This is a genomic window from Mucilaginibacter sp. (assembly GCF_964263795.1).
In the GTDB taxonomy this organism is placed as follows: Bacteria; Bacteroidota; Bacteroidia; order Sphingobacteriales; family Sphingobacteriaceae; genus Mucilaginibacter.
The window spans coordinates 1-21,772 of record NZ_CAXVWK010000122.1 but is presented as its reverse complement, the minus strand read 5'-3'; the positions used below and the strand labels follow the sequence as shown (position 1 = coordinate 21,772).

Sequence of the window (21,772 nt, the reverse complement as noted above, 5' to 3'; positions counted from 1 at the left end):
ATGAGTTTTGCAAATTTTTTTAAAGGGCAGTTAAGTAAGATCATCGAATGGACCGATCAGGAGCCCGGTTTGCTGCTGTACAAGTTCCCCTCGGATCATGATGAGATCAAAGACGCAAGTAAATTGATCATATCACCCGGACAAGGTGCTATATTGGTATATGAAGGGACGGTTGCCGATGTCATCACTGAAGCTGCGATATACAACCTCGAAACGGATAATCTCCCCTTTATCACCACGCTTTTAAAGTTGCGCACTAATTTTGAAAGTGAACATAAATTAAAGATTTACTTTTTCCGCACGGCCGAAAATGTAAACCAAGGCTGGGGCACATCGCAACCTATCAAGTATATGGACCCTGTTTACAAGTTCCCGGTTGAATTGGGTGCCAATGGCAGCTTTTCTTTTAAAATTGTGAATGCCAAATACGTATTTACCGAAGTTACAGGTTCAAGAGATATCTATACCACCGCCGAGGCGCGGCAAGTGCTGCAAAGCCGCTTTCCGCAAACGATAGCTTCAGTATTAGCCGTTGCCGGAATTTCCTATCAGCAAATTGATGCGCAATTAGCGACCTTATCTGACACCATTAAAGAGAAGCTTAACATAGAGCTTGAAAAGCTGGGCTTTGAACTGACGGACTTTAAACTCAACGGTACCGTCTTTGATGCCGGTACAACGGAGCGGATCAATAAAATAGCCAACATCACCGCCGATTCATTGGCGGCAGGTGAAGGCGGTTTAAGCTATGTGGAACTCGAAAAACTAAAAGCGTTGCGCGATGCTGCCCGTAATGAAGGCGGTCTGGCCGGTGCTGGTTTGCAATTGGGTGCCGGGATGGAATTGGGCAAAGTATTCGGCCAGCAAAAGGATGATGCGTTGAACAATGCTCAAAACGATATATTAACAAAGCTACAGCAATTGAAATTATTGCTTAATGAGGGTATTATTACCCAGGAAGAGTTTGATACCAAGAAAAAAGAATGGCTTGATAAAATGTAATTAAAAATACAACTCATGAAAAAACTAATCGGTTCTTTGATTATCTTATTCAGCCTGGCATTCGTTGGCATCCTGATATTACGCGTTTGGGGTATAAAAATGGTAAGCCTGCCGGATCTATTGCGAAGCGGGATAACGCTGTTGTTAGTGGGCATCATCGCCTTTGTTTTAATCATCATTTATGGATCATTTTTTAGGAATGATGACTCCGCTTACAACAAAAATTCCGGTAACCGCGCGCACCCTAAACTTTAAGCCCTGTAATTATTGTCAATCACATCACTTTAAATCCTACCTATGATATTCACCGGCGAATTTTTAAGTCAATTAGAAAGCAATACTGAGCTGAAGAAGAAATATGCTTCGCAGGGTAGCCTGGGGCAGAACCGCCTGGTCGCACTGCCGATAATTGTCGGTTTTATTGCCGCTTTTGGCGCGTATGCTTTTTACGGTATGGCAAAGACTGATCCTGATTACCATACTTACTTTGTTGCATGCCTCGTATTAGTGGTATTATGCATCGTGGCGGTGGTTATCATCCAGGCGAACGCTAAAAAACATGTGCTAAACAGTTTGGACGATGTTAAAATATGCCTGGGTAAAAAAATAGCGGGGAATGATGCAACAGGCGCGTACTATAGCATTTATACCATAGGCGCTAAACGGCATGATGCTGATTTTGTTGAAGCTGTAGCCGGCAAAATCTTAACATCAGCGAGGAGCCGAACAAAAAGATCAGGGCCCAAATAGATAATTTGTTCCGGGAGGGTTTTGAGGGCATAAACGTTACGCCGGTATTGCTGCCGGTGGAATTTACATACGGTGAAGAAGTATACCGCAAAGAATTTAAGTTATCTGAGCTGGATAATGATAGCAAAACCTGATTGAAAATAATGATAAGTTTATCGCGATCTCCTACCATAACCGAAGTGTATTCCCTTTACCAAGCTTGTCCTGATTTCTGAAAGGCCTGAAATAGTGTTTTTATAAGACACCGGTTTTTGTCACTGCCTGTTAAGGACTACCTAAAGTTGAGAACGCTAAGCAACCATTTTCTACTTGACGGACTTTGGCACCACACAAATCGAAGTGATATTAACAGTCCCTCTTTTTAAAACGGCAGGCGTGCTATTTTTCCATATTTTGGCTATGAGCGCTGATCCGCCATCGAAGCCGGCAGTAATAAAAGCATCCTTATGGTAGACTGAAAGCAAAACAGGCCCCTTCATGTCGTCAGGCGCATGCGTTAAAGTATATGCTTTACCGTTCTTCCAGTATTTAGCTTCCGAGTTCTGAAGGTCCAAGGTATCCTGCGTACCCGCTACGTAAACATCTGGTCCTGATACGACAATAGCAGTGGCGGTGGAATTCACCGGTTCGACATATTTGTCCGTCGGACGCAAGTCTTCACCTTTGACCAGCTTTTCCGGGAACCCATTTTTCCAATAAGTCGCTATCCCCGACTGGGTACCGGCGATGTACACATCTTTCCCATCTACAAAGATGGAATGACCTTCTGAAAAATCATTATTGTTCGAAAGGTGTTTTTCTACGGTCAACTCCATGCGTTTACCATTTTTCCAATACCTTACCGCATGCAATCTATTGGACTCGGCGGGATTTGCGTCATCTTCATACCCAGCGACATATATATCCGTACCGCTCACGAAAATCGACATGGCGCGTGCTTCACATAATCCATCAGTCAATAGAACCGGGACACCGTTTTTCCAGTATTTAGCCACTGACTTCCTGCCGTGATCTGTTCCGGCGGTTATTTGACCGCTGTATTCAAATCCGCATACATAAACATCATTTCCCGATATCGCAATAGCTGTTGTTTCGGCATCTGCGGTCGCATCGGTTAACAGCATTGGTTTACCATTTTTCCAATATAAAGCAACGGCTATTTGCGGTTTGTAATGCGTACTACCGGTGTCTACAACAACTGATTCGCCTTTTTGAGGCTTTTGTGCGGCCGGGTCGTGATTTTTGTTAGGCAAAATTTCATAACCGGCAACATACACATCAGCACCTAAAACGATAATTGCTGCCGCGTGAGCACTGATTCCCGGTTTTGCAAGATGAACGACTTCACCGTTTTTCCAATAGGCCGCTGAATCGGCATCATCCCCGGCCACGTAAATATCAATCTTATCAGTCCAGATTTGGATTGCTTGCTTTCCGCTTGGCGTGTTGCAGGAGCAGATCACGAAAACGAATATTAAAAAAACGGCAGTATTAATTTTGATCATGTTTTCATATCTACTGTTAAATTCAGCAACAGCTATAAGAGCCTTTGATTTATTTCAGGTCTAACAGGAACTCATAACCATCAAGCAAATGGCCTAATTTACCAGCCAGTTCATTATCTTTTCCGCTGTTATCCACCCAGCGCCCATCAAAATTAGTGATCACCATCTGTCGCTGATCGATAACGCAAGTATAATAAACCTGGCTGTCTGTTTTATCTACATTTCCCCAGATCTTCAGGCTACGGTCCTTTCTTGCAATGAAATCTGTCCAGTTAACGGTAAATAAGGGTTTTTGATCCATAGGTTATAATATAAGTAGTGAAGCGTGTGAGTAGCACGTTTATTTAAAACTGAATTAACAGCGCTTTGTTGCCATCAAACGATAAGCCTCATCCTGTATTAGAATTTTGTTTTTTTGCCTGGTGCCCATCGGCATCTATATCCTTGTGAAAACCTTCCGGACGCTCAAAGGCGTTTTTAATGGCGATGTGGTCGCGGAGATTCCCTTCACGCAAAAAGAATTGACGTTTAACATCAGTCAGCCAGGGATCTATGCCATCTGGCAAAAAGGCCAGTTGTTAAGCCGGCCCCCCGTAGATAAATTTCAATTGAAATTAAACATGGTATGATCAGGTGAAACCAAGCCTTTAACCAAGTCATTCTTCAGCCCGTACCTTAACGGAATGGATACCTGCGGCATGGAATGAACCGCTTATCAGCAGAAAGCGGTACCTTTCGCTTAACGATCATAGAGGGATCAAGCGTTTCTATATTTGAAAAGATCGCCCTGAGCCTGTTTCCTGCCAAACCCGTTAACTACAGCCGATACTTCATCCAGGTCAGGGAAAGCCGCCCAGTCTATTATATCATCGCTGCCATTCCGCTTTATACGCTCTCGGCTTTTTTTATGATCGGCGGCCTTGTCGCCGGCTTTATGGCACCAAGTATCCTGGCGAATCTGGGCTTTTAATTAAATCAATCATGACGAACACCGCATCGCTACGCTATCAAAAACCAATACATCGAAACGCCGACGCACAAGGCCTCAATCGTAGATGTACATCACCATTATTTTATAAAATTCAAGTAGGATGGATGTTGATCATCTATTTTATTGGCACACCCGATATCCTATGAATTGATGATCAAATCGGTAATCGCTTGTAATCCATTAACCAAAAGACCATTTATCTATAACTTTATACTTATCAATTTCTGCCAATAATTCATCAAAACGCTCGATTTCAGGTATCAGTTGATGTTCCCCTAGCCTGTTAATTTACTAAACATGGCCGAAATGTGCTTGTATTGTAATTGTATGGTGCCATTTTCCTGTTTAACTATTCGTAAATTACTCCAGCTTATTTTTTTATCGTTTCCGCGGATATAAAATTCAACACCATCATCATCCACAACCACCCTTAAAGTTCGGTAGATACTTTTAAGTAAAGAATACGCTATCAACAAGGCTAACGTGTAAGCTGGAAGAATACCGATAGCACATGTTAATATAACGTTTAAGCTAAGCTGATCCTGCCAGATAATGTAGACAGTAAATATTATATAAATAACCACCATTAGTTTGATAGCTTTCTTTATCGTTCGCCAGGCCGCTGCATGTAAGTCTGTTTCCTTTATTTTATAGATCTCGTACATATGAGCGCCATAAATTTTAATACTATAATTGATGTGCAACAAATACTATCACATAGCCGGACAATCTCACATACCGGCATGTTTCAAAACAGGATATTTTCTAATAAACTCTTAAGAATGAAACAAGTGGGTTATTGAGAAGTTTATGCTATTAATTTATAATTTTTTTCCACTTTACATTCTGGATTGCTATCAAATATGAAAGCATGATTAAAGTTTTTTTGATATGCTTTTCATTGATTTTGCTTGGTGCGACTGCTTGCAGCGCACAGGAACGTTATAATATCAACATTCCAAAGGAGATAATTATTATTAAAAGCACAAAAAGGTACAATAAGGCACTATGCGTTGCAAAAGAAGCCGCACGTTGCCTCAATAAGGACTTTGATCTGCGAAGATTAAAGCCTAACAAAAAAACAGGGCTTACATTAAGCTTAGGAGATATCTATAGCGGCCGTGACATTGATCGTGATCAATATCCCTACTACCCGGCGCGGGGCAATGGACTTGCTGCTAATGATGATTATGTTTCTGTAGAATATTCCAACGCTTATCAAGGTTTATCCCAATGTTACTATATTGTTGTACGTTGTATAGGCGATGCAGGATCTGCTTTTGTTAAAAATCAGTTGGCGATATTAAAAAATTTTACCCAAAAGCTTATGCTAAACGAACTTACGTTTGGTTTGGAACTTTGACTGAATAAATAGGGGCCATTAATCAAGCGCCGAAATAAATTCTTATTGCTTGCAGCAAAAGTGAACACGATATAACAGATGATCAGTAAACTTGTACATCGATGATTAAAGCATTTTAACTGTCATAATGCTGTATAACACCCACATGGGCAAAATGGTTCAGCAGCCTCAAACTTTGCGAGTTACAAAGCAGTTAGTCCACTATAACCTTGTGCCTTTATGGATCGGTACCAAACTTAACTACCCCGACAGCAGCACACAATGGGCGGATTCCCCGAACCCCTGGGTTTTATAGGCAAAGATTATCAGCGTTTTTACATCCACTATACAGCAATTATTAAAGATGCTAAAAATCACTATCGATACAACGTGCAAGGTAAAACTAAAGTAAAAGACCACATTCTCCACGTTAGCAGAACCATTACAGTAGTAAAAGCAGTTATATATAATGACAAGAACAAAGAGTTTCCCGATTATAGCGAAGGCAAGGTTGAATGCATTGTTGATTTCCGGGAAGACAAACGACAACGCGGGAGCGGCCGTATAAAGGGAAAACTTATCTCAAATTGGTACCTGGATAAAAAGAATAAAATTCAATACAATATATTAAATGGGGGGGCGGATGGGTTCGACAATAATCAGTGCACCGCCACCTGGACATCTTACAGTTTTGGGAAAATTAAAAAATGTAACTGGGGCGACTTCCGCATTCCGGAGAGTGGCAATTTGGATATAGGCGCCGGTGAGTTTTATGTAAATAAAAAATATGCGAACAACGCTTGGCAAAATTATAACTTGTTAACTGGTGACGAACGAAGTGATAAAGTTAGACGGGCAAAAGCCGAAGAAGAATGTAAGTGGTGGCAGTAAAACGTGAACATCCTAAAATAAAGCACTCACTTGTCTTTCAAACAGGTGTATCCATATTATGGATCTACTGGGGCCTGATTATTAGCACATCCCTAACAGTTGATTTTTTAGTTGATTTTTATACGACCATTGACTTTCCGGTAGTTGCGTGGTATTCTGCAGCCATTCTCTCCCTTTGGCTGGGATATTGTAATTTATTTAACGGTTGCATTGACATATGTGCGAAAGTATCCGCACTCTTCCAATACTTCCCGATAGTAAGCCGTGTTGGCAAATTTGTTCTTTAATGTTGCGAACCATTGGCCGGCGGGAGGAATATTGCCGGGCGGCCCTTCCTTACCAATATAGTTATTATAATAGCTATTACGTTCGCACTTACTTAGCAGGAATGCAGCCCTGGCCTTTTGTTCAGGCGTTACTGCATTGTTGAGCGCGATATGGTAATACTTTTCAGCAAGGTTTTGTGCGGTAAACATCCTTTGATATTCTTCGGGGTAGTAATCAGGCTGAGAGCTATAAAGTCCTGTTAAATTGGTTTGAAAAAATTGGCGGGAATTGCCATAATGCGTTAAATTATAATATGCGCCTCCAAGCATTAACGCGCTTTGATACTTTTGCTTGCCGGTTAGTAAATTAGCTTTTAATGCACTTATTTTTTTGAGGAAACTGATGGGCGTATAGTCCTTTTTAGGTTCATCAAATTCACAGTCGTGGCAATCAATTAGCCTGCTATAAAAAGGATCAGCCGGTAATAAAACATTTTTAAGACTATCTGCACGTTCCATGAATTTAATTGCTGAGCGGGTATTTTCTTTATAAATGGCTATTAATGCCTGATGATAAAACAGCTCGGGCGCGGTAACCTGATAATACCGGAGCATTGCTTTTTCAAATGGTGTTTTTTGAGCCTTAATTAAAAGCTTTTCAGCAGAGTCAATGCGGATACTGTCGGTGTAAAAGCGGGCTACAGTTATAAAATAATTTGCTTTTACCTTGTTATGCTGTTTTAAATAGATTTTACCGATTGCACTTGTCACTTCTTTAAGAGCATCATTAAATCGAAGGTAAGGCACCGAATTTTTACTATCACGCAGGTCAGCTAGCCAGTTAAGCGGCTCCACAAGCTTTTGCTCGGCTACGTTATCTAACCGTTTCAATTGGCGGGCGTCTAACAATATATTTAACAACTTATATTGCGCTTGCAGACCTATATTGGCTACAGCAAATTCGGGCTTGGCTTTGCGGTACCATTTTGCCGCGCCGGTATAGTCGTTATCTAAATAGTGCAGATACCCGGCTGCAAGGTGCCAGTATAGTGGATTGATTAGATCAGTACGGGCTGCAATGCCGTCCACCAGGCTGATATCTTCGGCAAGGTTTTTATGTAATTTTACTTTGTCCTCTGCGCCACCATCGTTTTCCAAAATATTGATCATCCGGCTGAGCAACAGATCCATTTTATCAGACCGGGGATTTAATTTTACAATCTCGCGCAATGCCCGTCGTTCGTCGTACTGTATGCCCATCAAATGCCACAACGTAATTTTCTCCTCCGGGGTCCTCGCCAGTTTTAAGGTCTCATTCCAGTCTGCCTCTTCCTGAGGATGAAAACTCCATTGGCTTGGCAACATCATTTGCCAAGTGTAATTATAGCAAAGGCTGTAATGATAATTAGCCTGTGCATAACGCCCTTGCAGGTATTCAGAGCCAGCCAGGTAACCCAGTGCGCGGTAGTACATTAAGTTACGGGGGAATTCCTTTTCATACTTATAAAATGCAGGGCCGGTTTTTACACCTGTTGTGTCCCTGAAATATTGGTAACGCACTAATTGAAACCATAATCGCTGTCGGATGAACGGATCTTTGTAAGCAGACAGCGCATTCGTAATCCGGCCCTCTATTGATACTGCAACAGGCTTACGCGGTGTTTTTTCGTACCAGCCGATATCTTCGTTAACACTATAAGCTTCACAATCTTTGGCAAGCGGTAAATAGTTAAAAAAGGTTTTTCCTTGCCAGTTCAATTTACTGTTTACAATTGCCTTTATAGAATCAACTTGTTTGTAATTGGCTTTAAAGAGCAGGAATTTGATTTGTTTGGGTGTAAGCTGTGTGCCAAGGTAATCACTCCAGTCTTTTTCAGTCAGCACAGCAAAACGGTTGATATTATCTGTCAAAAAATCTGTATCGGCCATGTTATAATAGTGATTATAACTATCATAAAAAAAAGGACTATACTTTTTACGTACAAAGTACTCCGGGGCAAACGATGATGTATCATCGTAGGAAAAATCCGAGCAAGCCCAAACTACACCTGCACCGGTTAAAAGTACCAAACTAAAAGCTATTAGTGACCTTATTGAGCGTCTCGGACGTAAATTCCGGCAGGTTGATATTAGCCAATTCATAATATATTATTGTTCTGTTTTTTAAAGAAGGTAACTGATCAGACAATTGATCGGCTGCTTTTTTAAGGATATCCGCATTAGTCTTCTCGGGCTTGAAATTATCATTTGCCTTGATATAGACGCCTTTCAAAAACAAAGATTTCTTTGCGCGAAAGCCATCTTTTAACGCCCCGAAATACCTTTGATCTTTTAATTCATTACAAGTTATTTTTGAATAGATCTGGATCAATTTTCCGTCGCGGCTTTGTATTACCCAAGAAAACAAGGGTAATGCGACATCCAGTGGCAGCGGATAAGAACCCAACCGGCTTAGGTATCTGGCCGCATCTTTCTCATTGTAAATGGAGCTTGCTGTTCCGCCTGCTGTGATCTTACCCATGTTATAGAACATTAGTACGCCTTTGTCAACCGGCGGTACGCCCGTACGTTCGCGATATTTAACCTGATGAAGACGGATGGTGGCCTGCACACTGTGCCTGGAAAAAGCCTTGAAAAACTTTAGAAATGAAAAGTATTTTTCTTTTGTACTCTCCGTCCAGTCGCAATCTATCTGTACTGACTGAACAGAACAGTTTGCCTTAGCAGCCAAAATGGAAACCAAGTCATGGCATTTTTTTGCCAGGCTATCTGCTCCTGAAAACGCAATGCGCTCAAAAACACGATTGCTGATAAAAATTACCGGAATTACCCGCAGCCCAGTCAAGCTTTCATTTATATGTACAACCGCGTTTGGTTTTACATCGTGCTTATGTTCATCCCAGGTTACGTCAAAAAAACGGAGATAAAGTTTATTATTGCCTGTTTTATTTAATAGGTCTTTTTGTACACTATTGGTTTGGTATATCGTTTTCCAATAATAAAAAGCCGCTTGTGGATCTTCCTTGTGCTTACACGAAATAAGCGCAAATAAAAAAAAACTTAAAACGCACCAGCTTCTCATGTCAGTACAAAAATAGCAATATAAGAAGCTCAAATCAGTTGTGCTTATGTTAAGCTAAAAGAAATATTGCGTTCACTCAAATTTATTTAATATACCGGGCTATTACCTATCCGACTGCTAAGATTCGCTTTTATAGACATCTTATCAAAACAAGGCATACAGAAGCCTGTTATTAAAAAAACATCTATGCACACCTACAACAAGTTATATTTCCCAATTAAAACTTTGTTGTTAATGATTTTGGTATTACTTGCTACCCGATCATTTTCTCAATCAGCAGGTGGTGATGCAAGAAGTCAGAAAACACCTGAAGCAGATATCTTTGCTATTCGTATAGCCTATCAGCAAATCAACTCGGATAAACTTACTAAAAAGCAATTCACTTATCAAAGTTCCGGTTGTGTGGACGGGGGAGTAGTAAACTATTACTTTAAAAATAATGATATTGTTAAAATAACAGAATCAGGTGCAATAGGAGATGGAAGTTGGGTAAACGAGTATTATTACTATAAAAGCAAGTTTTTTTTCGGTCTTGAAACGATCGTCGGCGGGCCAGCTATTGGTAAGGTAACTAAAACGCAATATCGTTATTACATAAGAGATGGTCGGCCTACCCGGCTTATGGAGGGATCGAAAATTATTCCTGTCGATAGCAGAGCCACTGAAATGTTGGTAACTACGGGCCGGATTTATAAGGCTTATACCACCAAAGAATTTTGTGTCGGCAATATGCAATTAATGTATAAATAACTAAACGATGCAGAAAAGGAAGGCCCTATCTCAAGTTGCATATAGTACCTGTTTCATATTTTTAATATTAACTTGCTGTGTCTCCTGTACTCAACATAATGGCCGGGCAGATGTAAAGGTTGCTACCCCTGGTGCCGTTGTTGATATAAGTTTAAAATGGGTAGACTACCATTTTGGCGAGCCACCACCGGAAGGATATTATGCGGCTTTTGATAGTGTAATTAAAAAATGGAATATCAGGTACCAGCGTATTGAGGGCGGTTGCGAAGCGCTTCCTGCAGAGAGAAATAAATACGAAAAGGATAACCCTAAATACTTTAAAATAATTGAATCGGAGTATGGTAAAGATTGGTTAAACCGTTTTTATGCAGATGTTAAAATGCTTGAACAACAATCTTATAAAAAGTAATTTGCCAAAATATTGACACCAAGTAGTTAGTTAGGCGTCAGAACTGTGACACCTAATACTACCTTGATAATGATGATATCAATCATTCATCTCAAATTTTCCTAGCCGATAACCACCGCACCAACCGCAATCAAACAAAGCAGCCATACCGGAGTTTTTATTTGTACAACCAAAAATCGCCCATGAAACCTAACCGCTTTATACTATTGCCAGTCTTGTTCATGTGTTTCTTATTAATAATGGAGGTGTCCTGTAAATCGGCTAAACCTGAACCGGATATAGCAGGTGAATATGCCACAGGCAACGGCGGCGATCCACAAGGCGGTGCTACACTATTTGTTTTGCCCGATCATAGGTTTGTTGTTATATTTTTTGGAGGTGCGTCTATGGGTAGTTGGGAAATCAAAGATTCCACCGTATTATTTAAACCAAAGGTTAAGCAAGCAGGATTTGACCTTTACGGCAAGCATAACCCTAAACTTGGCGATAGCATCCGCGTATTTTTTGAGGGATTTGATACCGCAGGTGGTGCTGCTATAGGTTTTGATGCTTCCAGCAAAAATGTAAAACAAGTCTTTAACGATTCGCCTAACTGCACTGAATTTCCTTATATCGGCAAGTTTGCCGGCCAGCCGACCAAGATTGTATTGACCGCACGCCCCGTCGATCAGGGAGGAAGTATAGTCGCCGGATCTGAATGGCAGATTTATACCTTCGATAACGCGGACCATTACAACGACTTTATTGCCAGATATGAAACAGCACATGCTCAAGAGCAGTCGCAGGATTTTAATGCCGAGATTAAAAATGGTAAATTGTATTTTGACGGAAAGGAATCAAAACGGAAACCGTTGAGTGATGCGAAGGGCGAATTAAAGGCGATCAAACAATTACTCAATATCTCGCTGGATCCCGAAACTGTATGGTACAACCCTTATTTTAAAGAAGCGGAACCGGGCGTGGAAAAAGACACCCTCAACTATCGTTTCGACAAACAGAAAAACGCATACATCAGCTTTCGCAATTATCTAGAAGGTGAAGAAAATAAATCTGAAAAGGATGGTGATTATAATGGCATGAACGTAGTTTATCGATATGGTAAACTACCGGTAAGTAAAAGTACCGGGCAGGTGAGGCTGGATTCCAAACCACTGTTCACGGCAAAATGTCGAGGCGAGTAACCTGAATTTGACCGGCTAAGGAGAAAGAAACTAAATTCAAACCAACTGGAGCGCTTTACTGATAGCGACGATGCTGGTTCTTTTTCTTTTTGCCTATATAGTAGGCTTAGCTAAATCATTCGCCCACTGATGAGAAGTTTTAAGGTTTGTCATTTTCGGAAGCTATAATATTTTCATAATATTGTTGAAGGTCAAGGGTATCGGTATACAATGCTTGCTGATGTAATTTTGGATCCCCTAGATACAGGCCTTTTTGAATTGCTGGTTGCTTCTATCAAATTCAAATTTGCTGCGCGCTTCATCCAGTTTGTGCCTCCAATTGCCGCATCGCAAAGCTAAAGCCCAGGGGCTGTCAACATGTTCTCCAATATGCTTTGAAAATGGACTAAACGCACCATCATAGACAGCCAGGGATAAACTTCACGAGCTAGGGTTTCAACGTCGCGTCATCCTGAGCAGCGGCTAACGACTTGTCGGCATAAGGTTTGATCTTAGGCCAATTTTGAGCTATACCCGGACCTAAGGCGTTCATGATTTTGTTATTTTGGTCGCTGTTTTCAACACCATTGTTATTACCTAAAAGAAATGACAGCATTGCTTTTGACGCTTATGTGTGTTGTTAACACTACTTACATGATTAGTTTCAGCAAACCTTACAGTTTAAAGGTTCTGTTAAACATGACACATGATTTATTATAAACCCTACCAACAGATCAATAAGATAATGATTCGTCTGTCTGTTGGTAGGATACAGTCGGATCTACTTTGTCAGACCGTCTTTTTTAGCTTTTTCCAAAACCTTTGCTGAACGTTCAGAACTGTCGGGGTGTGAGCTCAGCATTTTTTCAGATTTACTTCTCTCCGTACCAGACGATTTTTCCATATCTGCAAACTTTTTGAAAGCGCTTGCCAGGGCAGTAACCTTGTAATTATGCTGCTTCATAAAGTTGTAAGAATAGTCATCAGCTTCACTCTCTTGCTTGCGGCTATACCTGCTATCTAATAAAGCGGTAGCAAAACTACCCAATTGGCTTTCAGATAACGTATTAATCGCACCTGATTGAGATGATGCAGCATCCATCATAGCCTCTCTTTTGTAAGCGCTTTTAACGGCGTCCCTTGAATCTTTATTAGCTACGTGGCCTATTTCATGGCCAATAATGCCTAAAAGTTCTTCATCAGTCATTATGTCCATCAATGATGAGAAAACCCGCACGCTGCCATCAGCACATGCAAAAGCATTGATATCTTTTACCTTATAAACTTTAAAGTTAAGCTTCATGCCGCCTTCGTCCTGATGTTTGGCGAATAGCTTTTTTAACCTTACCGTGTAGGGGTCATTGTTTGCTGCAACTGGGTTATGCGTATCCATATACGCAACAGCTTCGGAAGCAAGCTTAGCAGCGTCTGCATCAGAAAATGTTACGGCCTTAACGCCTTTACTTAAGGCACCTAAACCTTTAGAATTTAATTTGATCTGGGCAGAGGCAATTGATGCACTTAAAGCGATAAGGCCTGCAATGGCTAAAAGAGTTAGGGGTTTTTTCATAGGATAGAGGTTAGATTGAGTGTTGTATGTTTCCAACACCTCCTTTATGCAAATGTTTTATATAAACTTTATAATCATTCCAAAAACTGCAGGCAAACAGTAATTATATATTTGTGTTGATGTGGAAACTATAACACCACCATGCGGTCAATAATCTTTTCTCTTCACTTCATTTTTTTATCGGCAATGGCCTATTGCCAGCCTAAAACTATTAGAATCGGCACCCATTCATTTAGTATTCAATGGATCGGTTTCGATAAAGCTCATTCGGATACGGTCATGATAAAGCAGTCGGGGAAGGGGTCATACAGTATAGAAGGAGAACAGAGAGATAAAGCACAAAATAATTATGTTACTATTAAAGGGAATTTTGAGGTAGTAGGACGGGAGTTGTTTTTTGATGGGAAAGTTGTTTCGCGTATTTCCTATATCAATAACGGGGAACCTTGTGAACTGAATGGTCCTGCTGTTTTTCGGGCTTCCGGTAAAGAAAATACTGGCGCTTACAACAGATGTTAAACTGTGACAAGCAAACGACCGATTACATTGATATTTTTTTCTAAAATTTAAACAGGCCCATCTTTATAGCTACGTCTACAAGATTAACGCTGCAGCACCCGCGGCTTTGGTATGGCAACTGCACGGTATGGTAACAGATTGTAAAATTGATATGGTTGCCAACTTTGTACCCGGAAGTATTACCATTACAGACCTTGATAAAAACTGGAAGTCTGAAGTTTGGGTGGCTTACCGACTTAGATGCCGTGGCGATGTAAGCCCAAATGAACTAAAGATCATTATGCACGAAGGCGCCACTAAATACGCCCAAAGAGGCATAGGCAAATTAAGGTTGGCATAGCTGCCGAGCATGATGGGGGTATAATTACCAGCGATGAGTTTAAGAAGGCACCCGCTAATTTCGCGTTAAATGCTGGTATGTTATGGGATAAATATGTGCTGGAAACTATGTAAAGAAATTACTTTGTTGATTTTAACGACATAGCTATGAGTTTATACCCCTTAACTGTTCTTAAAAACGAGAAGTGTTCCTGGTAATTTAGCTGATGGCTAGCAGTATAAAAGCTGGTTATCACCTCAAAGGATGGAAACTTGGCCTCGTTAGCATCTCCGCAATCAGTGTAAAAGGATTTAAAGTTTTTACCATTATAAATGTAAGGATTGAGTGCTTCACTTACGATGAATGCTTCCACTTTTCCTTGCTTAATTGCAGCCATCTTTTTTTGCAGCACAGTACTATAGTTTTTTATAAAGGCCGCTTTGTGGACGGTCCTTAAAAACGGGTATCAAAAGCACTCAAAACAGCGCAAATAACACTATTTGCTGATACCTCGAAAGTAAGAAACTAGAACAGGTATCCTTTTAGGTATCATAAACATTGAGAAACTATGGGTTATTTTGATCTGGCGGGAAACAAAAAAACCCCTGTAAATCAGATATTTACAGGGTTTTGATATGAGTTGATACTCGTTTTAGTGGTATCAGCTGGGATCGAACCAGCGACACAAGGATTTTCAGTCCTTTGCTCTACCGACTGAGCTATGATACCGCTCCGTTTAAGGTTTGCAAATGTAGCTTTTTTTTTATTTCTGTAAAGCTTTTTTGTACTTTTTTGTGAAATATATGGGTGGAAATGTGATCTGCTATTTGGACTTCTTGAATTTCAGCAGGTTAGGATTTGAATTATTATTGATTATTTTTTTCAACTTTACAGGCATTGCAACGTTAAAACAAATCCATACTTTAGCTTAAAATACTATGCACGCATAACATAATGATCGGACAGGTTATATTTATCATCATACTATTGGCAGCGGTTTACCTGTTCGGGAAAAACGTTGCAAAGGTTAGGCGCAATATCTTACTAGGCCGCGACACCGACCGCAGCGACCGCCCAGCCGAACGTTGGGCTATTATGGCTAGGGTTGCTATGGGCCAAACTAAAATGGTTAAGCGCCCGGTTGCCGCGGTGATGCACTTTTTTATTTATATAGGGTTCGTGATCATTAACCTCGAGGTGCTGGAGATAATGATCGATGGTATTTTTGGATCACACAGGGTATTTTCTAAGCCGCTGGGCAGTTTTTATGGACTGCTCATAGGCGGGTTCGAGGTATTGGCATTATTGGTGCTGGTTTCATGCATAGTGTTTTTGGCAAGGCGTAATCTCCTCAAGTTAAAACGCTTTAGTGGTACAGAGATGACTAACTGGCCAAAATCAGATGCTAACTATATTCTTGGCATCGAGATTTTGCTGATGACGGCATTCCTGACCATGAATGCGGCCGACCATAAGCTGCAATTATTACATTTTGGGCATTATGTAGAAGCGGGCAGTTTTCCCGTGAGTGCGCTGCTCAACCCGTTATTACCGTCAACAACCGGTGCTTTGGCCGGTATCGAGCGTGGCTGCTGGTGGTTTCACATCATCGGGATTTTGGCTTTCTTAAACTATTTGCCTTACTCAAAGCACTTTCATATCCTGCTGGCTTTCCCTTCTGTTTACTACTCAAAGCTCGATCCTAAAGGCGAATTTGGCAATATGGCGTCAGTAACCAACGAGGTTAAGGCCATGCTTGATCCTAACTTTGTACCTGAGCCTGCAGAGGTAAGCCGGTTTGGCGCCAAAGACGTAACCGACCTTACCTGGAAAAACCTGATGGAAGCCTATACCTGTACAGAATGCGGCAGGTGCACATCTGTTTGCCCGGCCAATATTACCGGTAAGCTTTTATCGCCAAGAAAAATAATGATGGATACCCGTGACAGACTTACTGAGGTTGGCAATAACCTGGATAAGCATGGTAAGGATTATACCGATGATAAGGCACTACTCGACAACTATATCACACGCGAAGAATTGTGGGCTTGTACCACCTGTAATGCATGTGTAGAGGCATGCCCGGTAAATATTAATCCTTTAGAGATCATTACTGAGATGCGCAGGTATATTGTTATGGAAGAATCGCAGGCACCTGCCAGCCTGAACAACATGTTTGGTAATATGGAAAATAACGGCGCCCCTTGGAAATATAGCCAGGCCGACAGGTTTAATTGGGCAGAAAAGAACTAAACATGGCACAGCAAGACGAGATCATACAAAGTAAATACACCCAATTTGTAGAGCGGGTGGCCGCAACCAAATTGGTTTGGGGTTTACGAAGCAAAACCGGTTGGGCCAATACCGAATCGGCCGAGGATGAAGAAGTGAGCGTGGTGCCGTTTTGGTCAGAACGTGCTTACGCGAAGATCTGCGCCCGTGATGATTGGAAAAGCTTTTCGCCGGCAGAGATCCCCTTAAATATTTTTTTGGAAGACTGGTGTACCGGTATGGATGAAAACGATACCCTTGTAGGCACCAACTGGGATGCAAATATGCTGGGTAAGGAAGTAGATGCCGCCGAAGTTGTGTTGGATATCTTAAACAGGTTAAAGGCTATCAATTCGGCTATTAAATTTAGTAACTATAGTAGTTTGGACGATTTTATTAAAGAGATAAGCGAAGATTAATGGAGCAAACTATTCCCACAATGGCCCGGATGGCTGCCGAAGGTAAAGAACCAGAGATACTTTTTTGGGTTGGCTGTGCCGGTAGCTTTGATGAGCGCGCGCAAAAGATAACCCGCGACATCTGTAAAATATTACAGCATGTTGGCATAAGCTACGCGGTTTTAGGTACCGAAGAAAGTTGCACCGGCGACCCTGCAAAACGGGCCGGTAATGAATTGCTGTTTCAGATGCAGGCCATGACCAATATTGAGGTATTAAACGGCTATAACATCAAAAAGATAGTGACCGGATGCCCGCATTGCTTTAATACAATTGCCAACGAATATCCGGGTTTGGGTGGCAATTACGAAGTGATCCATCATACGCAATTAATACAGGGATTGATTAATGAAGGTAAATTAAAAGCTGAAGGTGGCGAAAGCTTCAAGGGCCGCCGTATCACCTTTCATGATCCGTGCTACCTTGGCCGTGGGAACGATGTTTACGAAGCCCCGCGTGCCGCGCTGGAAATATTGGATACCGAACTGGTAGAGATGAAACGCTGCAAAAGCAACGGCTTATGTTGTGGTGCAGGGGGGGCACAGATGTTTAAAGAACCCGAGCCGGGTAAAAAAGACGTCAACATGGAACGGATGACCGATGTATTAGAGGCAAAGGCACAAATCGTAGCGTCGGCTTGTCCGTTTTGTATGACCATGATGAGCGATGGCGTTAAGCACATGGATAAAGACCAGGAAATAAAAGTGCTAGATATTGCAGAAATAACAGCAAGGGCTAACGGACTGTAACTAAAGGCTCCTGGCCTTTAAAACTGAAAGTGCCAGTTTTAAGCTATCGATCTTGCTGGCGGCTATTTTCTTTACCGGGATGTTCAATGTAGTAGCCATCGAGTCTACATCTCCCTTCGGATCGTTATAGGTTTGAACAATAATGTCATCAGCCTGTGTTTGCAGTTTTAAAGTATCGGTTGATACACCGCTGTTAAGGTAAGTAATGGCTGCAAATCGTTTTATACTAAAGGAATAATACTCCTGTTTACCTTGTTGATAAGTTTTTCGCAAACGAATAAAATGATCTGGAGTAAGCATGATCTCGTACTTCTTCAGCTTAGGCCCAACGGCTGGCTCGAAGCTCTCTGTCAGGAATTTGTTGCTCCAGTTAATCCATTCCTGGTCGCTCATAAAAGTTCGATAACTGCTTAAAAATACAGTTATAGTTAATAATACAATTATAGATAATGCTTTATAGAACTTAGGCGGAATTGATTTTAGCATGACAACTTTTAATACGCCCAAGTTAATAAATTGAATAAATTTGTTGTATGGAATTTTCTTCACAATCAAGGGTTTGGATCTATCAATCAGACAGGAAATTAACGGCTGATGAACTGGTACAAGTCCAAATGCAGCTGGATAATTTTACCCGCGGATGGACAGCCCACAACAACCAGTTAAAGGCCAAAGCCGAGATCCGTTACAGCCGTTTTTTAGTGTTGATTGTAGATGAAAGCCAGGCAGGTGCCAGCGGTTGCTCTATTGACAAATCCGTTAATTTTATGAAGCAGTTGGAGCAGGAGTTTGGGCTGAGCCTTTTTGACCGCTTTAACCTGGCGTATCGTGATGGAAACGAAATTATTTCTGTACCGCGCCATCAATTTGAAGATCTGCTTAAGAACGGGACTATCACAACTGAAACCATTGTATTCAACAACCTTGTACAAAACGTGGCTGAGCTGGAAACTAAATGGGAAGTTCCGTTTAAGGACAGCTGGCATATTCAATTGTTCAGGGATCTGGTTGCGTAGTAAGCTATGTTCATTATCAGCCTTAACTATATTGCCCCACTGGCAGAACTTGACAAGCATATGGATTCGCATGTAAAGTACCTCAAAAAGTACTACAAGGCCGATGTGTTCATCATGAGCGGCCGCAAAGTGCCGCGTACCGGCGGCATCATCATTGCCCAGGCCGACTCAAAGGAGATTCTTGAAAAGATCATTACCGAAGACCCTTTTCATCAGCATAAGTTAGCCGAATTTACCATAACGGAGTTTCTTGCATCTCAAACGCACCCTCATCTCAAAGGCTTGATCAGATAGCCAGATGCTGTTTATGTGTTATATAATTTGTGAAAAAGGTTAACAAAGGTTTACACTTTTCTATTTAAAAATGCTTTTATCTTATTGATAATAAGACAGTTAATGGTAATTGTCGGTCAAAAAAGTTAACATTGATTTGAGGGATCGATAGCAGATATATAAGTTATTTTTTTTACCAATTGCGAATGCATAAATTGCATTATGCAAAAGTTTGATAACAGGGTTGATGACTACATAGCAAGAGCAACCGAACCGGCACAAGAGGTTTTAAACTACATTCGCGAAATGGTACATGAAGCTGCGCCGGGCATTACCGAAACAATGAAATGGAACACGCCGTTCTTTGATTATAAAGGACCGGTATGCCAGATGGCTACGTTCAAGAATTATAGTTCATTTGGATTTTGGAAAGCAACGCTATTAGATGATCAGCATGGTGCACTCAAAATTGGCGATGGAAAGGCTGGCAGCTTTGGGCCTATATTTACTATAAATGACCTTCCGGCCAAAGAAATTTTAACCGGCCTGATCAAACAGGCAATTGCGTTAAATGAAAATGGCGCGGTCGTGGCAAAAAAAACTTTCCCTGCCAAGGCAGAGCTTCCGGTGCCCGACTATTTTATCGAAGCGCTTAAAACCAATCCTGAGGCATTATTCACCTTCGAAAAATTCAGCCCGTCGCAAAAGCGTGAGTATATAGAATGGGTAACAGAGGCCAAGACTGATGCAACCCGCGATAAACGTTTGCAAACAGCACTAGAATGGATAGGAGAGGGCAAACCCCGGCACTGGAAATATAAGTAGCGCTTAGAAGGTTGCTAAGATTTGTCAACAAGCGCGAGCCATGCCTTGATCACAACCTGCAGCGCGTTGGCTTTAGCTTGTACATCGGCAAAGTCATTAAATACGATCAGGCGCCTGCCATCCTTATAATCGCCGGTTAGCAGGTTTGTGGGATCATTAATTTTTGCACTGTTGGGCAAAACAAGCATAATGCGGTTTTTATACAGGTTCATAACGGCTATGTCCCGCTTGTATTCTTTCGCATCAAAACTAGCCATTGGGCCGTTGTAGTAAAAGCTTGGATTGTTCCACTTTATCTGTTCGGCAACTTCGTCGTCGGCACTTAAAATGACTTCGCGGATCAACTGAACGGCATCCCTGATACTGCTATCAAGTTTTTGGATATGCGCAGATGCCTATTCTTGCTTCGTAAGCGTAATTTAGCCATTACTGGGCAATATTGTACGATCCTACAACAACATGCTTGCTGCCATCCCCTCCGTCTGTTGCAAGCACTTTAAAATAGCCCCTGATACGATACTTACCATCAATTTTTTTAAAGGTGGTAGTTTTTACTTTACCGCTGCCATCATCTGATAATTTGAAATTCTCGTACAATAGTCCGAGTAGGTCATTCGCCCGTTCGCCAACACTTACTGCAGAAAAATTAAGCTGGAATAATACCTCCGGCGTCACCTGATCAACCACTATGCTGGTATAGCCCGTCAAAGCTTTCGGATCGGGTGCTGTTACATCGGCAGTCGGCCTGGTTAGGGTGACCGGCTCGGCATTGTCTATCTTAAAAACGATTGTATTTGCGGCACCGATAGGAACCGTGTAAGTCTCATCAACAGGTGGGTCAATGCCATTGTCCACTTCGGGCTCGGTAACTGTACCTGTTGTACCGGTAGGGGTTGTACCCTCTGGCGGATAAATAGGCGCGTCTTTTTTACAGCCGCCCAGTAGCAATGCAATAACGCAAATTGAAAAAAATGCAGGTAGCAGCCTCATAGTTAGGTTATAATGGTAAGTAAAGTTAAGTTTTTAACCGTTACGAAACAATGACCCGTACTGTTTGAGGCGTAACAATCGTTAAAAATCAAGCGGACCCATCCTGCGCATGTTGGCACGAATGAGGTATTGCCTGCGTTGTAAATAGCGAGTAGGCTTCGTAGCCGACCATTTTAACGGGCTGGGGAAAATAACCGCAATAGCTGCTGCCTGGCGGGTAGTAAGCCTGGCAGCCGGTTTATGAAAATATGCCTGTGATGCAGCCTCGATACCGTAAATGCCATCGCCCATTTCAATAACATTAAGGTAAACCTCCATGATGCGTTTTTTACTCCAAAAGGTTTCTATTAGAACGGTAAACCAAGCTTCAAACCCTTTGCGTACAAAAGAGCGGCCTGGATAAAGAAAAACGTTTTTGGCGGTTTGCTGTGTGATGGTACTGCCACCTATGAGTTTTTTACTTTTGGAGTTTTTTATGATCGCCTTTTGTATGGCATGAAAATCAAACCCGTGATTTTCTAAAAAAGTTTGATCTTCGGCCGCTACTGCAGCGCGTTTCATGGGGTCGGCAATGTCATCAAACTTTACCCACTTTTTGTCTATCTTCCAATCAAGCCCGCGGCCTTTTCGTTCA

The 21,772-nt window shown here is 41.6% G+C and carries 30 protein-coding genes and 1 tRNA gene; 17 read left to right on the top strand and 14 right to left on the bottom strand.

Annotation, left to right across the window (positions count from 1 at the left end):
- The 3 genes from ACE5CV_RS19495 to ACE5CV_RS19485 are packed head-to-tail and all read left to right on the top strand — an operon-like array spanning position 1 to position 1,752.
- Positions 1 to 1,002, top strand: a complete 1,002-nt coding sequence (locus ACE5CV_RS19495; RefSeq protein ID WP_374951878.1) for an SPFH domain-containing protein — start codon at positions 1 to 3, stop codon at positions 1,000 to 1,002.
- A gap of 15 nt (positions 1,003 to 1,017) precedes the next feature.
- Entirely contained in the window at positions 1,018 to 1,257 is a 240-nt protein-coding gene (locus tag ACE5CV_RS19490; protein WP_374951877.1) for a hypothetical protein, read from the top strand.
- Positions 1,258 to 1,299: 42 nt separating this feature from the next.
- A complete protein-coding gene (locus ACE5CV_RS19485; RefSeq protein WP_374951876.1) occupies positions 1,300 to 1,752 on the top strand; it encodes a hypothetical protein in 453 nt (150 codons plus the stop codon).
- Positions 1,753 to 2,057: 305 nt separating this feature from the next.
- On the opposite strand, the gene ACE5CV_RS19480 is transcribed toward ACE5CV_RS19485, so the two are convergent.
- The 3 genes from ACE5CV_RS19480 to ACE5CV_RS19470 form a co-directional block, all read right to left on the bottom strand.
- Positions 2,058 to 3,257, bottom strand: coding sequence for a hypothetical protein (locus ACE5CV_RS19480; protein ID WP_374951875.1), 1,200 nt, complete (start codon positions 3,255 to 3,257; stop codon positions 2,058 to 2,060).
- Positions 3,258 to 3,306: 49 nt separating this feature from the next.
- On the bottom strand, positions 3,307 to 3,558 hold the full coding sequence (locus ACE5CV_RS19475) for a hypothetical protein (protein WP_374951874.1): 252 nt from the start codon (positions 3,556 to 3,558) through the stop codon (positions 3,307 to 3,309).
- A gap of 88 nt (positions 3,559 to 3,646) precedes the next feature.
- Positions 3,647 to 3,823, bottom strand: coding sequence for a hypothetical protein (locus ACE5CV_RS19470; RefSeq protein WP_374951873.1), 177 nt, complete (start codon positions 3,821 to 3,823; stop codon positions 3,647 to 3,649).
- Positions 3,824 to 3,960: 137 nt separating this feature from the next.
- On the opposite strand from ACE5CV_RS19470, the gene ACE5CV_RS19465 reads away from it, so the two are divergent.
- Positions 3,961 to 4,227: a hypothetical protein gene (locus ACE5CV_RS19465; RefSeq protein ID WP_374951872.1), complete on the top strand. Its 267-nt coding sequence runs from the start codon at positions 3,961 to 3,963 to the stop codon at positions 4,225 to 4,227.
- 296 nt (positions 4,228 to 4,523) lie between these two features.
- On the opposite strand, the gene ACE5CV_RS19460 is transcribed toward ACE5CV_RS19465, so the two are convergent.
- Positions 4,524 to 4,913 carry a hypothetical protein gene (locus ACE5CV_RS19460; protein ID WP_374951871.1) on the bottom strand — a complete coding sequence of 130 codons (390 nt, stop codon included), beginning with the start codon at positions 4,911 to 4,913 and terminating at the stop codon, positions 4,524 to 4,526.
- 206 nt (positions 4,914 to 5,119) lie between these two features.
- Between ACE5CV_RS19460 and ACE5CV_RS19455 the strand changes: the two genes are divergently transcribed.
- Together ACE5CV_RS19455 and ACE5CV_RS19450 are read left to right on the top strand one after the other, a co-directional pair.
- Positions 5,120 to 5,611 carry a hypothetical protein gene (locus ACE5CV_RS19455; RefSeq protein ID WP_374951870.1) on the top strand — a complete coding sequence of 164 codons (492 nt, stop codon included), beginning with the start codon at positions 5,120 to 5,122 and terminating at the stop codon, positions 5,609 to 5,611.
- Positions 5,612 to 5,872: 261 nt separating this feature from the next.
- Entirely contained in the window at positions 5,873 to 6,481 is a 609-nt protein-coding gene (locus ACE5CV_RS19450; RefSeq protein WP_374951869.1) for a hypothetical protein, read from the top strand.
- 194 nt (positions 6,482 to 6,675) lie between these two features.
- On the opposite strand, the gene ACE5CV_RS19445 is transcribed toward ACE5CV_RS19450, so the two are convergent.
- Together ACE5CV_RS19445 and ACE5CV_RS19440 are read right to left on the bottom strand one after the other, a co-directional pair.
- Positions 6,676 to 8,817: a hypothetical protein gene (locus ACE5CV_RS19445; RefSeq protein ID WP_374951868.1), complete on the bottom strand. Its 2,142-nt coding sequence runs from the start codon at positions 8,815 to 8,817 to the stop codon at positions 6,676 to 6,678.
- A 1-nt stretch (position 8,818) separates the two neighbouring features.
- Complete coding sequence (locus tag ACE5CV_RS19440; protein ID WP_374951867.1) at positions 8,819 to 9,829, bottom strand: hypothetical protein; 1,011 nt, start codon at positions 9,827 to 9,829, stop codon at positions 8,819 to 8,821.
- Between the two features lie 186 nt (positions 9,830 to 10,015).
- On the opposite strand from ACE5CV_RS19440, the gene ACE5CV_RS19435 reads away from it, so the two are divergent.
- From ACE5CV_RS19435 to ACE5CV_RS19425, 3 genes are all read left to right on the top strand, one after another.
- Positions 10,016 to 10,579 carry a hypothetical protein gene (locus ACE5CV_RS19435; RefSeq protein ID WP_374951866.1) on the top strand — a complete coding sequence of 188 codons (564 nt, stop codon included), beginning with the start codon at positions 10,016 to 10,018 and terminating at the stop codon, positions 10,577 to 10,579.
- Between the two features lie 7 nt (positions 10,580 to 10,586).
- Positions 10,587 to 10,988 carry a hypothetical protein gene (locus ACE5CV_RS19430; protein WP_374951865.1) on the top strand — a complete coding sequence of 134 codons (402 nt, stop codon included), beginning with the start codon at positions 10,587 to 10,589 and terminating at the stop codon, positions 10,986 to 10,988.
- A gap of 182 nt (positions 10,989 to 11,170) precedes the next feature.
- Positions 11,171 to 12,169 carry a hypothetical protein gene (locus ACE5CV_RS19425; RefSeq protein WP_374951864.1) on the top strand — a complete coding sequence of 333 codons (999 nt, stop codon included), beginning with the start codon at positions 11,171 to 11,173 and terminating at the stop codon, positions 12,167 to 12,169.
- Between the two features lie 427 nt (positions 12,170 to 12,596).
- On the opposite strand, the gene ACE5CV_RS19420 is transcribed toward ACE5CV_RS19425, so the two are convergent.
- Entirely contained in the window at positions 12,597 to 12,764 is a 168-nt protein-coding gene (locus ACE5CV_RS19420; protein ID WP_374951863.1) for a hypothetical protein, read from the bottom strand.
- A gap of 165 nt (positions 12,765 to 12,929) precedes the next feature.
- Positions 12,930 to 13,718, bottom strand: coding sequence for a M48 family metalloprotease (locus ACE5CV_RS19415; RefSeq protein WP_374951862.1), 789 nt, complete (start codon positions 13,716 to 13,718; stop codon positions 12,930 to 12,932).
- A gap of 141 nt (positions 13,719 to 13,859) precedes the next feature.
- Between ACE5CV_RS19415 and ACE5CV_RS19410 the strand changes: the two genes are divergently transcribed.
- Both ACE5CV_RS19410 and ACE5CV_RS19405 read left to right on the top strand, forming a co-directional pair.
- Positions 13,860 to 14,237 (top strand): hypothetical protein, encoded by a 378-nt coding sequence (locus ACE5CV_RS19410; RefSeq protein ID WP_374951861.1) that lies wholly within the window; start codon positions 13,860 to 13,862, stop codon positions 14,235 to 14,237.
- Positions 14,238 to 14,343: 106 nt separating this feature from the next.
- Positions 14,344 to 14,577 carry a M949_RS01915 family surface polysaccharide biosynthesis protein gene (locus tag ACE5CV_RS19405; RefSeq protein WP_374951860.1) on the top strand — a complete coding sequence of 78 codons (234 nt, stop codon included), beginning with the start codon at positions 14,344 to 14,346 and terminating at the stop codon, positions 14,575 to 14,577.
- Positions 14,578 to 14,695: 118 nt separating this feature from the next.
- On the opposite strand, the gene ACE5CV_RS19400 is transcribed toward ACE5CV_RS19405, so the two are convergent.
- Positions 14,696 to 14,968, bottom strand: coding sequence for a hypothetical protein (locus ACE5CV_RS19400; protein ID WP_374951859.1), 273 nt, complete (start codon positions 14,966 to 14,968; stop codon positions 14,696 to 14,698).
- A 244-nt stretch (positions 14,969 to 15,212) separates the two neighbouring features.
- Positions 15,213 to 15,285, bottom strand: a tRNA-Phe gene (locus tag ACE5CV_RS19395).
- 225 nt (positions 15,286 to 15,510) lie between these two features.
- Between ACE5CV_RS19395 and ACE5CV_RS19390 the strand changes: the two genes are divergently transcribed.
- From ACE5CV_RS19390 to ACE5CV_RS19380, 3 genes are read left to right on the top strand one after another with little or no spacing between them, the layout of a single operon-like run.
- On the top strand, positions 15,511 to 16,809 hold the full coding sequence (locus ACE5CV_RS19390; protein WP_374951858.1) for a 4Fe-4S dicluster domain-containing protein: 1,299 nt from the start codon (positions 15,511 to 15,513) through the stop codon (positions 16,807 to 16,809).
- A gap of 2 nt (positions 16,810 to 16,811) precedes the next feature.
- Positions 16,812 to 17,246: a DUF2750 domain-containing protein gene (locus ACE5CV_RS19385; protein WP_374951857.1), complete on the top strand. Its 435-nt coding sequence runs from the start codon at positions 16,812 to 16,814 to the stop codon at positions 17,244 to 17,246.
- Positions 17,246 to 18,034, top strand: a complete 789-nt coding sequence (locus ACE5CV_RS19380) for a (Fe-S)-binding protein (RefSeq protein ID WP_374951856.1) — start codon at positions 17,246 to 17,248, stop codon at positions 18,032 to 18,034. Before ACE5CV_RS19385 ends, ACE5CV_RS19380 begins: the two co-directional genes overlap by 1 nt.
- Here the strand turns inward: ACE5CV_RS19380 and ACE5CV_RS19375 are convergent, their stop codons facing one another.
- Positions 18,035 to 18,427, bottom strand: a complete 393-nt coding sequence (locus ACE5CV_RS19375; protein WP_374951855.1) for a hypothetical protein — start codon at positions 18,425 to 18,427, stop codon at positions 18,035 to 18,037.
- A 140-nt stretch (positions 18,428 to 18,567) separates the two neighbouring features.
- On the opposite strand from ACE5CV_RS19375, the gene ACE5CV_RS19370 reads away from it, so the two are divergent.
- The 3 genes from ACE5CV_RS19370 (at position 18,568) to ACE5CV_RS19360 (ending at position 20,148) form a co-directional block, all read left to right on the top strand.
- Complete coding sequence (locus ACE5CV_RS19370) at positions 18,568 to 19,050, top strand: ABC transporter ATPase (RefSeq protein ID WP_374951854.1); 483 nt, start codon at positions 18,568 to 18,570, stop codon at positions 19,048 to 19,050.
- Between the two features lie 6 nt (positions 19,051 to 19,056).
- Entirely contained in the window at positions 19,057 to 19,344 is a 288-nt protein-coding gene (locus tag ACE5CV_RS19365) for a YciI family protein (protein WP_374951853.1), read from the top strand.
- 201 nt (positions 19,345 to 19,545) lie between these two features.
- Positions 19,546 to 20,148 carry a YdeI family protein gene (locus ACE5CV_RS19360; RefSeq protein ID WP_374951852.1) on the top strand — a complete coding sequence of 201 codons (603 nt, stop codon included), beginning with the start codon at positions 19,546 to 19,548 and terminating at the stop codon, positions 20,146 to 20,148.
- A gap of 14 nt (positions 20,149 to 20,162) precedes the next feature.
- Here ACE5CV_RS19360 and ACE5CV_RS19355 read toward each other — a convergent pair whose 3' ends face one another.
- From ACE5CV_RS19355 to mtgA, 3 genes are all read right to left on the bottom strand, one after another.
- The gene (locus tag ACE5CV_RS19355) at positions 20,163 to 20,510 is read right to left on the bottom strand and encodes a DUF1801 domain-containing protein (protein ID WP_374951888.1); all 348 of its coding nucleotides are present in this window, start codon (positions 20,508 to 20,510) and stop codon (positions 20,163 to 20,165) included.
- 64 nt (positions 20,511 to 20,574) lie between these two features.
- Positions 20,575 to 21,138, bottom strand: coding sequence for a hypothetical protein (locus ACE5CV_RS19350; RefSeq protein WP_374951851.1), 564 nt, complete (start codon positions 21,136 to 21,138; stop codon positions 20,575 to 20,577).
- 81 nt (positions 21,139 to 21,219) lie between these two features.
- The coding region (gene mtgA / locus ACE5CV_RS19345) for a monofunctional biosynthetic peptidoglycan transglycosylase (protein WP_374951850.1) at positions 21,220 to 21,772 on the bottom strand (553 nt) is incomplete at its 5' end.